Origin of the sequence: Sphingobacterium tabacisoli (assembly GCF_017908035.1) — a bacterium.
Classification (GTDB): Bacteria; Bacteroidota; Bacteroidia; order Sphingobacteriales; family Sphingobacteriaceae; genus Sphingobacterium; species Sphingobacterium tabacisoli.
The window spans coordinates 1560334-1575791 of sequence record NZ_JAEQMU010000001.1; the positions used below are offsets into that span (position 1 = coordinate 1560334).

General features: G+C 39.7%; 16 protein-coding genes. 8 read left to right on the forward strand and 8 right to left on the reverse strand.

The genetic code is table 11. The features are described from left to right. Positions 1 to 288: 288 nt before the first annotated feature. Both JKG64_RS06600 and JKG64_RS06605 read left to right on the forward strand, forming a co-directional pair. Positions 289 to 843, forward strand: coding sequence for an SMI1/KNR4 family protein (locus tag JKG64_RS06600; protein WP_210353529.1), 555 nt, complete (start codon positions 289 to 291; stop codon positions 841 to 843). Between the two features lie 68 nt (positions 844 to 911). Further along, complete coding sequence (locus JKG64_RS06605) at positions 912 to 1898, forward strand: lipoate--protein ligase (RefSeq protein WP_210353530.1); 987 nt, start codon at positions 912 to 914, stop codon at positions 1896 to 1898. A gap of 84 nt (positions 1899 to 1982) precedes the next feature. Here JKG64_RS06605 and JKG64_RS06610 read toward each other — a convergent pair whose 3' ends face one another. The 5 genes from JKG64_RS06610 to map all read right to left on the reverse strand — a co-directional run bounded on the left by JKG64_RS06610 (position 1983) and on the right by map (position 9741). Beyond that, positions 1983 to 2747: a phosphatase PAP2 family protein gene (locus tag JKG64_RS06610; protein ID WP_210353531.1), complete on the reverse strand. Its 765-nt coding sequence runs from the start codon at positions 2745 to 2747 to the stop codon at positions 1983 to 1985. A gap of 1 nt (position 2748) precedes the next feature. Beyond that, positions 2749 to 3876, reverse strand: a complete 1128-nt coding sequence (locus tag JKG64_RS06615; RefSeq protein WP_210353532.1) for an efflux RND transporter periplasmic adaptor subunit — start codon at positions 3874 to 3876, stop codon at positions 2749 to 2751. Between the two features lie 7 nt (positions 3877 to 3883). Beyond that, positions 3884 to 8212, reverse strand: a complete 4329-nt coding sequence (locus tag JKG64_RS06620) for a CusA/CzcA family heavy metal efflux RND transporter (protein WP_210353533.1) — start codon at positions 8210 to 8212, stop codon at positions 3884 to 3886. A gap of 173 nt (positions 8213 to 8385) precedes the next feature. Then, positions 8386 to 8742, reverse strand: a complete 357-nt coding sequence (locus tag JKG64_RS06625; protein WP_210353534.1) for a hypothetical protein — start codon at positions 8740 to 8742, stop codon at positions 8386 to 8388. A gap of 234 nt (positions 8743 to 8976) precedes the next feature. After that, on the reverse strand, positions 8977 to 9741 hold the full coding sequence (map, locus tag JKG64_RS06630) for a type I methionyl aminopeptidase (protein WP_210353535.1): 765 nt from the start codon (positions 9739 to 9741) through the stop codon (positions 8977 to 8979). Between the two features lie 122 nt (positions 9742 to 9863). On the opposite strand from map, the gene JKG64_RS06635 reads away from it, so the two are divergent. Both JKG64_RS06635 and JKG64_RS06640 read left to right on the forward strand, forming a co-directional pair. Next, on the forward strand, positions 9864 to 10718 hold the full coding sequence (locus tag JKG64_RS06635; protein ID WP_210353536.1) for a helix-turn-helix domain-containing protein: 855 nt from the start codon (positions 9864 to 9866) through the stop codon (positions 10716 to 10718). Between the two features lie 38 nt (positions 10719 to 10756). Next, positions 10757 to 11116 (forward strand): SH3 domain-containing protein, encoded by a 360-nt coding sequence (locus JKG64_RS06640; protein WP_246512490.1) that lies wholly within the window; start codon positions 10757 to 10759, stop codon positions 11114 to 11116. A gap of 67 nt (positions 11117 to 11183) precedes the next feature. Here the strand turns inward: JKG64_RS06640 and JKG64_RS06645 are convergent, their stop codons facing one another. Further along, positions 11184 to 11837, reverse strand: coding sequence for a cysteine hydrolase (locus JKG64_RS06645; protein WP_210353537.1), 654 nt, complete (start codon positions 11835 to 11837; stop codon positions 11184 to 11186). A 6-nt stretch (positions 11838 to 11843) separates the two neighbouring features. After that, positions 11844 to 12398 carry a nuclear transport factor 2 family protein gene (locus JKG64_RS06650; protein WP_210353538.1) on the reverse strand — a complete coding sequence of 185 codons (555 nt, stop codon included), beginning with the start codon at positions 12396 to 12398 and terminating at the stop codon, positions 11844 to 11846. 102 nt (positions 12399 to 12500) lie between these two features. Here JKG64_RS06650 and JKG64_RS06655 point away from each other — a divergent pair, with 102 nt between their 5' ends. The 4 genes from JKG64_RS06655 to JKG64_RS06670 all read left to right on the forward strand — a co-directional run bounded on the left by JKG64_RS06655 (position 12501) and on the right by JKG64_RS06670 (position 14617). After that, complete coding sequence (locus JKG64_RS06655; protein WP_210353539.1) at positions 12501 to 12824, forward strand: MerR family transcriptional regulator; 324 nt, start codon at positions 12501 to 12503, stop codon at positions 12822 to 12824. A gap of 206 nt (positions 12825 to 13030) precedes the next feature. After that, positions 13031 to 13393 (forward strand): MliC family protein, encoded by a 363-nt coding sequence (locus tag JKG64_RS06660; protein ID WP_210353540.1) that lies wholly within the window; start codon positions 13031 to 13033, stop codon positions 13391 to 13393. Between the two features lie 31 nt (positions 13394 to 13424). Beyond that, positions 13425 to 14099, forward strand: a complete 675-nt coding sequence (locus JKG64_RS06665) for a suppressor of fused domain protein (protein WP_210353541.1) — start codon at positions 13425 to 13427, stop codon at positions 14097 to 14099. A gap of 17 nt (positions 14100 to 14116) precedes the next feature. Beyond that, on the forward strand, positions 14117 to 14617 hold the full coding sequence (locus tag JKG64_RS06670) for a GNAT family N-acetyltransferase (protein WP_210353542.1): 501 nt from the start codon (positions 14117 to 14119) through the stop codon (positions 14615 to 14617). 19 nt (positions 14618 to 14636) lie between these two features. On the opposite strand, the gene JKG64_RS06675 is transcribed toward JKG64_RS06670, so the two are convergent. Next, a complete protein-coding gene (locus JKG64_RS06675; protein WP_210353543.1) occupies positions 14637 to 15449 on the reverse strand; it encodes an aminoglycoside adenylyltransferase family protein in 813 nt (270 codons plus the stop codon). Between the last annotated feature and the right edge of the window lie 9 nt (positions 15450 to 15458).

Here is a 15458-nt window from a genome sequence, read left to right on the forward strand (position 1 = left end):
ATACGGACAATACACTCCCAGCAATGAGAACTATCGACAATGATCTCTAAATAAGCATGGAATTTTTCACTATTTTTACCATTAAGCTGGTGTAAGGCAATACTGCTATGTTTTAAAATGCATTTTATGATTATGAAGTATATATTAATATCCCTTTTATTGATATTTGGAATCGGTAGTAATCTGGAACATAGTGGATACTGATTATTATAAGCTGGACAACGAAATAATAAAAAAATGAACTAATTAGCTCTTTAGATCCTTCTTTATCACTTTAAAACAACTCTAATGACAGCGGAACTATTCAATTCCTTAGAAATTCTGAAAGAATGGATTATTAAAAATGAAGTATCTCTATCTACTTCTAAATGGGCAAATGGGCTAGAAATCATCGAAACAGAACAATTAAGGTTCAACATCCATCCCCTATCAGAGGAAGAATTAATAGCGATTAAAGTACTGACCAATAATTTGCTACCTCCAGCATATTATCACTTTTTAGCAGAAATAGGAAGTGGCCAATTCTTTATCAATGACTATTTCCCCGGTTTTGAAATATACAACTTAGCTGAGCTTAAAGAATACAATCAACTCATTCAACAAGAAATAAAAGAAGCGGGCGAAACAATAATTGATGATTATCTAATGATTGGAACACATTGTTCTATGGGGGATTGGATGGGATTTTGTACTACTAGAAAAAAGGAGAAAAACTACGACGTTTTTTGTCATGAGTACCCAATTGAAGAATATGCAACGACTTCTGATGAGTTAAAATCCTGGCGCACTTTTGAAGAATGGATTATTAAAGCAATTCAAACAAAGGGAACAGAGACACTATAAACCGACATCCAAACCAACGGTTAATTGAGAAGATATTTTAAGTAGATTTGAACCAAATAGACAAGGACATGATTATTATCGACTCACCTTCTAACGATGCTTATTTCAATATTGCTTTAGAAGAATACTTATTGTATAAATACCCCACGCAGGCTATATTTTTACTCTATATTAACGCTCCTTCGATAATCGTCGGAAAGTTTCAAAACACCTTGGCGGAAGTCAATTTGGATTATCTAAAGGAAAAGAACATTAAGGTGGTACGCCGTATGTCTGGAGGGGGAGCTGTCTATCATGACTTAGGAAATTTAAACTTCTCCTTCCATACCAAATGGAAGGAGAATGAGTTTTTGGATTTTGCAACATTTACACAACCGGTGCTGAATGTTCTACTGCAATTTAATATTCCCGGTCAACTGCAAGGACGCAATGATTTATTGGTAGATGGTAAAAAGTTCAGTGGTAATGCGAAATTAGCAAAGCGTGGAAAAATGATTCAGCATGGTACCATATTATTTGATTCAGATATGAGTGTATTATCGGATGCCTTAAAAATAAATCCTTTAAAATATAAAGATAAGGCTGTAAAATCAAACCGTTCTCGGGTGGTAAACCTTAAAGAATATGTTTCCAGCTCCATTACTATTGAGGATTTGAAGCAAGCCCTCATCAATCAGATGATAGTTGACAATCCCGGAACAACGCTATACGAACTAACAGAAGAAGACGTCAAAGCAGTTGAAATACTGGTCAACGATAAATACAGCACATGGGATTGGAACTTTGGGTTCTCTCCGAAGTATAACTTTAATAATGCGATTAAAATTCCGGCTGGCTACATCGAACTTCACCTGGACGTTTTGCAGGGAGGAACTATTGATGGAGTCAAAATCTTTGGGGACTTCTTTGCTTCGAAACCGATTGAGGATTTAGAAAAAAAGTTGATCGGTATGAACCACAATGAGGACGACATTCGAACTCTTCTAAGTTCATTAGATCTTTCCGCTTATTTTGGCAAGGTAACGGTTGATGAGATTATATCATTGTTCAAATAAAAACAAAGTCACCTGGATAATACCAAGTGACTTTAAAGTATAAGCTATTGTTTTCTGAATCATCTGCATATGCTGACTATACCATCAAAAGGTCTTCAATACAGTCAATCCCATCTTCCTAGACTGATAAACTGGAAGAACCAACAACGAACTATGGTATTCTGATTTGGAGGAGAATAACTTTGATATTGTTGGGAAAAGCCAATAAGCTGCCTCTGTAGATAATATTCCGATACCTGCGCCTGCCACTACATCGCCAACCCAATGCCTATCGTTAAAGACGCGGTACATTCCAGTGGCGGCAGCAATAGGATATCCAGAGATACTTAACCAAAAGTTCTGATCGCGATACTCTCTATAAAGAAACTGTGCGGATGAAAAAGCAGTGGCTGTGTGTCCCGAAGGAAAAGATAATCTGTTGGATCCATCCGGACGCTCTTCACCCACAAAATGCTTGGTCGGAAGCACAAGCGATGCAACTAGAAGCTGAGAAGTCGCATAAATAATAGTCCTATCCTTGAAACCATGCATACCTTTTACCCCGGCTAAATTTAGAGCGTAGACAGCCACTGCCGGTGCGTATTGTGAATAATTATCAATCTTCGCTCCGGGTCTAATATGTTCACTACTCTCGTATCGGGTGGATTGATTAAGCTCCTTTAGCGCGGGGCTAATAAGACTCGCTACCCCATACGACACGAATACTGAGGGAATAATAAGCTTCTTGACCGAAAAATGATAAGCCTTATTGAGGTCAATACCTTTCTGAAGCGAATCAATTACGGTATAAGACTGTGCCTGCAGTAAGATAGTACTGCATAAAGCGATAAAAACAATTCCTATCTTCATATTACTCTTCGCCTTTGTTCTTTAGTGCCATTAGTAAGGTGTATGCTCCCTGCACTGCAATTTTCTTTTTGTCCAACTGCTCGCTGTTAGTAATCGAAATCCAACCATCGCCTTGCTCTCCACATTGTACACTCCTCATTTTGAACTTATTTTTATCTATTATCTCAAAAACATACTTGCCTCCTTCAAAATCAACTACGCTTTCTTCTGGAAGCGCAAAAGCCGTGCTTTCTGGAATTACGACATCAGCATTCATATACATCCCTGGAATAAGGGTTGATCCTCCTCCATTAAGACGGACGCGAACATCGACAGTCCTATCGGTCGATATGTTTTTTCCAATGAGAATAGCCTGTCCCGCATAAGTCCTTCCTGGCTCACTATTGGTATATGCAGTCAACTGTTGACCGACTTTTATCTTGCCCCAGTCTTTTTCAAATACTTTTAGATTGAGATGTAAATCGGAGGGGTTCACTAATTCAAACAGAACCTCTGATGGTGACACGTATTTACCAGTATTGACGAATACTTGCGACACGAATCCATCAAATGGCGCATAGAGCGGTATCGTCTGCTTAATATTATGAACCGTCAACTGATCTGGATTGATATGAATGAGTTTTAGTTTTTGAGCTAATGCCTGTAGGTTGATCAATAGTGTCTGATAGTCGGCTTTAGCCTGTAGATATACTTTATCACTACTAGCCTTACTCTGATTTAAATCACGCTGACGAAGATATTCTGCTTCAGCATTTTCTATTTGATTTTTAGCAACGAGGTAATCCTGCTGAAGCTGGATAAACTGATTGTCCTCTAATTCTGCAATAGCTTCTCCCTTTTTAAAAAACATCCCGGGTAATAACCTGGTCGATTTGACATAGCCACCCAATGCACTGCTCACAGAAACTAAGTTTTGTGGTGGCACCTCTATTTTACCATTTAATCTAAGTGTCTGTGTTATTTTCTTTTCCTGTATCATGGTAGAGGAGAGCGTAAAAGATGCCAATTGAGCGTCCGAAAGCTCAAGGATATTTTCTGCTTCTGAAGCTTCGGGAGATTCATCTGTTACCTGCTTGCCAACGCAACCATAGAATAGTAGGGTTATTAAAATACTTGCTAAATATTTCATCGTTTGTTTATTTTGAAATGATATATTGGATTTGAATCGCAGTCTGATTGAACCGCAGTACAGCATCGTAATAGTCGTTCTGTATCTGAACAGCCTGATTATTGAGCATTACCCATTCTAGATAATTGATCTCCCCGTTTTTAAATTGTTCCTGGGAAAGAGCAGTTATTTGTCTAGCAGTAGGCAATTGAGTATGCTCAAATACAGTCACTACAGCGAGTTGAGTCTTAAATTGTTGCAACAGTCCAGCATATTCACTCTCCAATTGCTTCTTTTTTGTATAAAGCTCGCTTTCGGCATATCTTACTTTTTGCTCCTCGGCTCTAATCTGCGCTTTTTGTCCCCCGTAAAATAGAGGAATACCGATCCCTACCTCTACTGAACTAAATCGACCACGATTTAGTTCCTTAAAGCTTTGGTTAAAATACCCCACAGACAACTCCGGCAAAAGCCTTGATTTCTCTAATCTTACATTTGCTTTTGATTTTTCGATCTCTTGGACTTGCAATAACAACTGAGGATGCCCGGCCAAGACTAGATCAGAGCCACCTATCGCTACCTTATAGGTTATATCAGACGCTGAAGGTTCATAACAGGTATCACTATTCAATAATAACTGTAACTGAATCTTGGCTGTTTCAATTGTCGCGGATAACATTTTGCACTGGACGAGAATATTCTCGCGTTGTACCACAGCTGTGTTTCGCTCCAACTGATTGCTCACTCCTTTTTCCAACTGTAAATCAGCGTTTTTCAAAAAGTAGGCATATACATGATCCAGCTGTTTTAACATGTTCTCTTTTTCGCGTAACACGAGGATGTAATAAAATAGCTCCGTTACATTTCTTTTGACCTCAAGGATACTAAGGTCTACACCGATAACAGCCGAATCCCACTCTGCACGTAATACCCTTCTTTGATGCGTATATACGGTCGGAAAGCTGATAGATTGTGATAGACCGATATTGTTATCGAAAGCCGTCCCGTTGATTTTTCCAAATGTCGTACGCAGAGCCGCCTGTGGAAGGCTATTCGCTGTAGCGATTCGCTTTGCATGATATTCGGCCAGTAAGGATTGGCTTTTGGTAGACAGGTTATTGCCCGCGGTCATTTCTAATGCTTTATCCAATGAGATACTCTGGGCATAGAGACTTAGGCTGATCCCTGCAAGAAAGAAAACAGCCAATGTCCGCTTACCAAAACGTGATTTTATTTTGGAAAAGTCGAACCGCTCGAACAAAATGTATAGAACAGGAAGGACATATAAGGTTAAAAATGTAGCCACCATTAACCCTCCAATAACTACTGTCGCTAATGGGCGCTGTACCTCAGCCCCTGCTCCATTACTGATAGCCATGGGTAGAAAACCAAACGATGCTACAAATGCAGTCATCAATACAGGACGCAAGCGGATGCAAGTACCTCGAATAACGATACGGCTCAAATCAGTTTCGCCATTTTCCTTGAGACGGTTGAACTCGGTCACTAGCACAATTCCGTTGAGTACGGCTACACCAAATAGGGCGATGAAACCAACACCTGCACTAATACTAAAAGGCATGCCACGCAATGCTAAAAAATAAATACCTCCAATAGCTGACAAAGGAATGGCGCTATAGATCAGAAGGCTGTATTTGACGGAATGAAAGGCGAAATACAAAAGGATAAAAATCAAAATCAGCGATATCGGAACGGCAATCATCAATCGGTCCTTTGCTTTATTCAGGTTCTCGAACGCTCCGCCATAGGTGACATAGTATCCTGGAGAGAACTTCATTCGTTTATCTACTTTAGCCTGAAGCTCCTGAACAATTCCTTGTACATCCCGACCACGAACATTAAATCCGACAACGATCCTTCGTTTTGCATCTTCACGCTGAATCTGGGCCGGTCCATTTTCTATAGTGACATCGGCCAACTGGTACAATGGAATCTGCCCGCCACTAGACAGAGGAACCAGTAGATTGCGGATGTCTTCCAGATTTTCGCGTTGACTTTTCCCTAGACGGACGGTGAGATCAAATCTCTTCTCGCCTTCATAAATCATTCCGGCACGCTGTCCAGCAAATGCCGTGTTTACAATCTTATTAACCGTAGCTATGTTTAGGTTATATTGGGCTATACGCCCACGGTCATACCTAATAATAACTTGTGGCATCCCCGTTATGGGTTCGATATATAGGTCCTGCGCTCCTTCTACAGTCTTGATAAGCTCTCCAAAACGGGAAGCATAGTGGCTAAGACTATCTAGATCTTCTCCGAATATTTTGCAGACGACGTCCTGACGCGCGCCTGTCATTAACTCATTAAACCGCATCTGTACCGGATACTGAAAACCGGTACTGATACCAGGGATGACTTCCAGAGATTTGCTCATTTTATCAGCCAATTCTGGAAATGAGCTGGCTGAAGTCCATTCTTTCTTATCCTTTAAAATAACCATCATATCACTTGCCTCCATCGGCATCGGATCTGTAGGTACCTCACCGCTTCCTATTTTCGTAACGACTTTTTCTACTTCTGGGTACTGCTCTTTGAGTAGGTGAGCAGCTTTCTGTGTGTATGCTATCGTAGTCTGAAGGTTGCTTCCTGTCAACACCCGGGTATCTACAGCAAAATCCCCCTCTTCAAGCGCAGGAATGAACTCCCCCCCAAGATTGGATAAGACAATAACTGCTCCTGTAAACAGGAGAAGAACAGCACTGATAATCAACTTAGGGAAGTGTAGCACCTTATCCAGTAAATATTGATGCCCTGCTTCAATACGTCTCATTAACCTATCAGACCAGGTGGGCTCTCCTTTTATTTTTTTGCTTAAAATCAGGGAGGTCATCATAGGTACGTAGGTCAAGGAAAGAATAAAAGCTCCCATCAGCGCAAAGGCTATAGTCTGTGCCATGGGTTTAAACATCTTGCCCTCAATACCATCTAGTGTAAATAGCGGAAGGTATACGATGAGAATAATCACCTGTCCAAACACGGCACTACTGATCATCTTAGTAGCTGAAGTACCTACTTCTTTGTTCATTTCTGATTGCGAAATGGCTCTGATACCGACAAATCTCTTATCATAATGAAGCTGATGTAGAGCCGCTTCTACAATAATGACAGCTCCATCGACTATCAGTCCAAAATCCAAAGCACCTAAGCTCATCAAATTGCCACTGACGCCAAATAGATTCATCATAATGATAGCAAAGAGCATGGATAAAGGAATAACCGAAGCAACCAATAAGCCTGCTCTAAAGTTGCCGAGAAACAGGACCAACACGAAAACGACGATCAAAGCTCCCTCGGCAAGATTTGTCTCTATCGTACCAATTGCATTATTTACCATTTTCGTCCGATCTAAAAATGGTTCCAACACCACACCCTCCGGCAGTGTCTTTTTGATGTTTTCGATGCGTTCTTTTACATCTTTAATGACCTCACTACTATTCGCTCCTTTGAGCATCATAACTACAGCACCGGATACTTCGCCTTTATCATTATAAGTCATTGCTCCATACCGTGTCGCATAGCCTATTTTCACTTCAGCAACGTCTTTCAGCAAAATAGGTGTACCGTCACTTAGAGAGGTTATGGCAATATCAGCCAGGTCTTCTTTATTTCCAATTAGTCCCTCACTACGGATGTATAATACGGTAGGCCCTTTTTCTATATAAGCACCACCAGTATTTTGATTGTTATTTTCTAACGCAGTGAATATATCAGAGATGGTCAGACCATGGGCCTGCAACTGGTTAGAATTAACAGCAACCTCGTATTGCTTAAGCTTGCCCCCAAAACTACTCACCTCCGCAACTCCTTTTACACCAAGGAGCTGACGCCTCACAATCCAATCCTGGATGCTACGTAATTCCGTAACATCGTAACGATCTTCGTACCCTTCTTTGGCGCGTATCACATACTGATATATCTCGCCTAAACCGGTAGATATGGGGCCTAATTCAGGAACTCCGATCTCTTCGGGGATTTCGCTTCGAACAGCTTGCAAACGCTCCGATACCTGTTGCCTAGCCCAATAGACATCGGTATTATCATCGAATACAATAGTGACTAGTGAAAGTCCGAATCGAGAGAAACTCCTGATTTCTTTAATACCGCTGATATTACTATTGGACTGTTCTATAGGAAATGTAACTAAACGTTCAATATCCGTAGCACCCAATGAGGGCGTTACAGTGATGATCTGAACTTGGTTATCCGTAATATCGGGCTGCGCATCAATAGGTAGCTTGGTGGCTTCGTATATGCCTATAGCGACCAAAGCTAGTGTCAACAGCCCGATGATGAGTTTGTTCCGTATGGAAAACTCAATAATCTGATGTAACATATTATCTGTATACTATTAGTAATTAAATGGGATAATGTGATGCTGATATTGTACAGGTATAGCTATAGGTGGGAGCATGTAGTAGATTATTTGTTTAATCAACTATGCGACTACCACCTCCTCTATACAAGATGATATCAACAAATTTGAGTGTAACTCAATCCAATAAAAAACTAAGCGTATTTCGGCGGTTGCCAGATTGCAGACAAGTAGGTGTTACTCTTAAAAAGATCGTTATGAACCTGTCTCTTTAACGTACCAGATTGAGGAATTCTTTTCCTTACCTCAAATAAGAAGCTAGGCACTCCGGTACAACAGACTGTCAGCACATTATTATGTGTGATAAATGGAAGTTTCTTATCTTGATCATAATCGTCATCCTCAGGATGATTATCCAAATGGTCACCTTTATAGTGAAGAGTGATAAACTCTATAAACGTTATGTCAGGACTCTGCGCTTTATGTTCTGCGAAATGCTCTACCAATACAGGCAATTTCAACAACTGGATAAGCTCTGTTGTTGAAAGCATGTAGGTAATTAAAAACAATATAGCAAACATTTTCTTCACGAATACAAAGCTAGTCAAAAATGTAAAGGCTTTTACTTAAACTAGTAATTTGAAATTATTAAAAATTAAATCAATGGATCAAAAAGCCAACTCATGAAAGCAAGGATGAATCTATCGATAATAACCTTAAAACCAATACAATGTAGAGACAAAAGACCGCATAGCTTATATACGTCGTATGTGGGCTCCATGATACTATATAAAAATACTATTCTTATCGGTTAGAATCAGAGGTAAACTGTCCGTTACTAAAATTGTATTTTCATGCTGGGCCATATATCCCCCTTTATCACCAACCATAGTCCACAGGTCTGGTTGTTCGATTGCATAGGATGAGGTCGTTGAAATAAATGTTTCAATGGCCACGATTGTATTCTTCTTAAAACGTCGCTGATCGTATCTATTCCTATAATTGAGTAATTCGTCTGGATCTTCATGTAGACTATTTCCAATCCCATGTCCACCGAGATTCTTAATGACTTTAAAGCCTCTTTTACGAGCTTCGATATCCATAATATGTCCAACATCGGAAATTTTCACCCCACCTCTAATATGTTTAATCGCTATTAACAAGATCGCTACAGAGGCATCGACCAGCGGTTGGTGATGGTTAAAATCATTCCCGACAACGAAAGAAGCGCCATTGTCCGCCCAAAATCCATTCAGCTCAGCGGAAACATCAATATTCACTAAATTACCTTCCTCTATGATGCGGAAATCGGAGGGAACACCATGACAAAACTCATTATCTACACTGATACAGGTACAACCAGGAAAACCATAGGTCAGATAGGGAGCGGACCGTGCTCCAAATCCTGCTAGGATTTTTGCACCGAAATCATCGAGCTCTTTGGTTGTCATGCCCGGTTGAACATGTTCCTTCATTGCTTTTAACGTGTAGGCGACCGCGTCACTGACACGTTGCATCCCTATTAAATCTTCTTCTTTCTTAATCAGCATTGACTCTATTTGTTTCTATTAATAATATACCTTACAAAGGTACAGCCAGCTCTAAATCGGAGATAGTAAAAATCGGACATTTAGAAACTTAGGGAATTTTATTTCGTATTTTTGCATCGGATATGCCGATAAATTTTCTACAAAATATCAAATCATTATCGCTACCTGCGACAGCTATGGCGGATATTAGGTCTCTGTCAGACAACAGGATTGAAACTCGTCCTATTTTAGGTATCTACACCTTCTCATGTGTGGATCTAGAGGGAAAGCAACCATTATTTAACGATGGAATACCATCGCTTATTCTGATGCCTAAGAAATCGGATACGGTACTGTTAAAAACGCCTAAAGAGCATACCCTATTAAGTGCGGCCTGGTTGTGCTGCGGTGTTATTAAAAATGTTCATTGGGAGGTACCTCCCCATCTGGAGTACATTTCAGTAATTCGTTTTAATCCTGCCTTTTTTTACAGCTTTTTCGATATAGCACCGACTGTCTTTGCTTCAAAATCTATTTGCGATCTGAAAGATCTTGTAAGTGATAGATGGATGAAAACCTTTGATCGATTTTATGAGAGAAAGACAGTAGAAAGTCGAATTTCTTTCGTTACAGAAGTGTTTTCTCCTTCTCCCAGCAACAACACAAATAGGCACGATTTTCCACAGCTACTAACCACGGCAATCGAACTGATAGATACGAAACAGGGAAATGTGGCGGTAAACAGCCTGCTCCAACAGATAGGTATAGCCAATAATCCAAAGTGGCTTCATCGGAACTTTGTGAAATATCTGGGAATATCTCCTAAAAAGTACATATCCCTACAGCGTTTTATCTATGCCTATGAGCGGTGCAAAAAAAATAATGCAAGAGACTATTTTGATGTAGCGTTGCATTTAGGATATTATGACTACAACCATTTTCTCAAGGATTTCAAAGAGTATATCGGGGCGTCCCCCACTCAATATAAATGGGACTAACAGTGAGTTGGTCAATAGAACACAACATAAATTTTGAAATGATGGAAATTTGGAAAAGCATCTCTTCGCATACCACCGAATACGAAAACCCAATTAGACTATCAAAGGGAGAAATCGTCCAACTGGGTGAGCTAGCGCCTGAAGAGGACTGGAAAGATTGGATCTGGGCCGAAAATGACAATCAACAAGGTGGATGGGTACCTATTCAGCTTATTGAAACATTAGATGACAATAAACGAGGCCTTATTTTAGAGGACTATAGCGCTAAAGAACTGAACATCAGCAAAGATGAACTGTTTGAAAAAATAAGGTCCATGAACGGTTGGTCCTGGGTTAGGAAAATAGACAACAACGATGAAGGTTGGGTCCCAAACGAAACCATCGAAATAAACGCATAGAACATGAAAAATGGCTCCGCTATTGTTGCGAAGCCGTTGATTTTTCACATCGACTAAAGGAAATTATTTACTGACCTATAAATTCCTGTGTGGTAAGATGTTCGCCAAAATGATGTACAATATCATTTAATACATATTCTTGCTGGTAGCGATTAAATGCGGATGTGCCATCGGAAATTAAAAAGGTGTCGTATCCTCTTTCATGGGCATCACGCAATGTACTCTCGACACATACATGTGTAGCATATCCCACTAAATACAGCTTCTCAATCTTATTGTTGCGTAGGTATACATCAAGATTTGACCCTGTAAAGCCACTTGCTCCTACCCGTCCGGTAACGACAAACTCACCGTCTATTGGCTTTACACTTTCATAAAATTGAGCTCCAAATCCATTTATGGGAAACGTCCCTGCATTGGGTATCGCTTTGCGGAGGCCACTTTTTCCATTGGCCAGCTCAGGGTACCCTTTTTCGAAACGCAGTCCAACGTGAATAATTTCCATATCATTTTGGCGGGCATAGTCTAATGCTTTTTCGATATTTGCAATCGAATTGTGCATCATGTCTTTGTCTGTCACCAGCGCCCGATACAGCTTGCCCTCGCTGTGCATCCATTCATTCTGAGTCTCAATAAGTATTAAAGCCGATTTTGCCTTCGTCTGTCCTTGGGTCTGATTCATCGTCAAAAGAGTTAGAATAATTAAAAAAGTTGTTCTCATTATATTTTATTTAAAATCAAGCTGTAAGGGATTTACAATATGTTCGTGCGATACCTTGGCAACTGCTAGCCAGCCCTCAGGGTATTTGAGATAAGATAGGTAATCGGTAATGACCAACTCTCCTGACCTAAAGAACTGTAATTCTACAATGGCAGTATTTCCCGTAACGGCTACGACCCTTATACTATGATCGAGGTTTCTAATACCGGATCCTACTTTTTCCGGATTACTTTTATAGGCTTCTACCAATTGCATCCAGTCTGAAAGGGCTAACCGCGTTAGATCCTGGTTTTTGGCTATGAGGATAGCGAAATCGGGATGAAAACCCCGTCTCATTTCGGCTACATCCATTCGGTTTAATGCACCATTTACATAGGTCTCTTCGACCAATCTCAGGAGTACTTGCTCGTCTTCAGTACTATCCGTCAGAAGATTATCATTCAACGATCTGAGACAGTCTTGATTGTCGCGGTGAACTATCGCTGGATCGGCGATTCCTTTCTCTGGCATGCCGGACAAAATTGTTATTAATACCACCATACTCATAATTGTTTCTTTCATGCATAAATTGAATTAAATCATCATTAATTGTAGATAATTTACAATTGCAAATTAATGGCTTTGTTTTTATATTTACAACATTAATTGTAAATAAATTACAAAATGAAAAATAACAAGGAAAGTAAAGATCTCTCATTTGACTTTGATTTTTTGGATAAATTGGTGGTCGGAATCGGTGAGGTGTCGCAGATTACCGGTATTCCAACCCGCCAAATCCGCTATTGGGAGGAAAAAAGAATTATAGACAGTCTAACGGAAGAAGAAGGTAAGAACCGTCGCTATAACTATGAAAACATTAAGAAGATGTTGCTTATAAAAGAGTTGATGGATGAAGGCTATACCTTAGATTCCGCTGCCGAAAAAGTGAAAAAGAGAATGGAGATGATTGAAAACACCTTAAATAAGCTCCAAGGCAAACAACTCTAGCACATTGTAACATGGCTCGAAGAATGAACTTCTTCCTCTTCCCTATTTTGTTATCAGAATAGCACTTGTAATAAGATAAAAAATGTTATGTTAAATAAAGCGCATTCAATCCAAATGATCCTCTATATAATAATCCCCTCATTGGATTAGGCAAAAAGTAATTCCAGACTTTTTTACCTAACTTTACGAGAAATAAAATGTGTACCATGAATAGAAGATATTGGAGCATATTGCTCATGGGTGCTATAGTAAGCACTACGGCTTGTCAAAGTAATAGTAAACAGGCTTCGGAAAATCAATCTACGACAATTGAAAAGACCGTTGGTTCTGATGAGGCTAATATAGTTATCGATTCGTTGACAGATGATAAAGGAAATACGTTGAATATGACCTTTGATAATGTCGCTGGCACCGCAACATTTGTCTTTCATAAAGACACGATACTCCTCAAACAAGATACTACTGCTTCAGGCGTTCAGTACAGTAACGAGAACTATACGTTTACCGAGCATCATGCAGAAGCCATACTCACAAAAAATGGTACTGTAGTGTTTTTTAAAAGTAAATAATGATTGGGCTATAGCATAAATACGGTAAAAAATGGATCAAGAACTGATCAAAAAAATACACGACAGGAAACATTATTATGAAAATGTCGAGGCACTGGAAAGTCACCTAGACCGTTTTTTCGAACGTGATGAAATCACGGTATTTCATGAAATGCTATCATTGGATTTCCATCTGGATGTCTATTTTATACAACCAAAGGATAGAAAATATAACCTGCTCATTACCTCTGGTATGAGTTTACTGGAAATGCAGGTTCCTGAAGGTATCGAGAACAGGGAAAGCTATGCTTTTGCTGAATTGATGCTTCTGCTTCCCAAAAGCACAAAATTTGGCGAAGTCTTTCCTAGTGAAAGTAAAAACGACTGGATAATTGGGATGATGAAAGATATGGCAAGGTTTCCTCACCACCGGGATACTTTTTTGACCGAGGGGCATACCTTGCAAGCATGGTACGATATTGCGGAACCCTATGACGAATCCACTTCTTTTACAAGTTGCCTACTCCTCCCCTCAGCTACTTTTGACGAAGATTTCATGGAAATAAAAAGTGGTAACAGAATTATTAATCTCTATAGTTTGTTCCCACTATATAAAAATGAACTAGAATATAAGATACAGCATGGCTACGGTAAACTATTTGATTTACTAGTGGAAGCCGATGTAGAAGAAATATTTGATAACGAACGTCCAAACATTGTCGATTAAGGTCTTGGGAAGTTGCTATGGAAAAGAGTAAGATAACGTATACTAAATATACAGCCCCGGATTTCAGTATTTTCGAAACTTTGGTTTACGACGATGATATCATGCGTTATATTTCGGGTCAGGCACTCTCAGAAAAGCAAGCAAGGAACAAGTTTGACTCAATTCTGAGTATTAATGGTCAGGAGGAAAACCTAGGGTATTTTAAGGTGTATGATGCGAACGGTGATTTTTTAGGAGACTGTAAATTAGAACGTTGTAAAGAGGATTCGTCGAAGCTAGAGGTTGGATATATTCTTAAAAAAAATTACTGGGGCCTAGGGTATGGCACGCAGCTGTGTACAGCAATGCTAACCTTAGCAAATGATTTTTACCCAAACCACGATATCATTGGTATTATAGACCCTGATAATATTGCCTCAAAAAGGCTCTTGGAAAAATTTGGATTTGAGTCCTTCTTTATTGGTATGGAAGATGAACTTCCTACTGAAAAGTTAATTCTGAAACGTGCAATACTATAAGAGCTAAGAAAAAACAGCCTCAATCCGCCAAGATGAATTTTATAGACTGTTTTGCAAAATTGACGAAAGTGGTCATCTCTTTTGGATTTTGGACCAGTTCCTCTTTGTCTCCTGTTATATATTGCTGTCTAGCCTTGGCGACTAAGGACTGATAAACTATCGGAACTCGATCAATCAACCAGTTCGATGCCTCTTCTTTAGAAGTAATCTTGCCCATCGATGCGCTAAACCAGATTCGCGCAATCGTCAATATAACATTTCTTTCATCCCCCACCCAATCGTCTTCGGTATTCCATATATCCAAGGTAGTCTGAAGGGTGCGTAAGAAATCTTGATTTGGTACGGGTTCAAAAAGTGCAACAGCATGTAAACCAACAATAGGAATACTAGCTGTTCTAAGTTTCTTGATCAAGATACATAAATCTATATCGACCAAAGCCGGTTCAACAACTCCCTCCAGGATATCATCTCTCAGCCACTCGCCAAATTGCATCTCCCGCCGTGGTGGATATTTCCAAGGTACGATATCATGATAGTTGACAACGGTAACCTCCAATGCACGCATGCTAGGATCTGTCCCAGGGCTCGCTGAGCATGCTAAAAGGGCCTGCATTAATTTTACACGAATTTTATCTGCCATCTGTTTGTCTATGGTCACGAACAAATCAATGTCGCTGTAAGGTTTCAAACCTCCGTCTAACACAGACCCATACAGATGAATAGCCAACAAAGAGTCTTCAAGATAGGTCTTGATCTCGGCACAGGCTTTGAAAAGCTGTTCGCTATCGAACAAGCTCATATTTAAATCATTAAGCGGGCTATCTGAGTGCATTAAAAATAA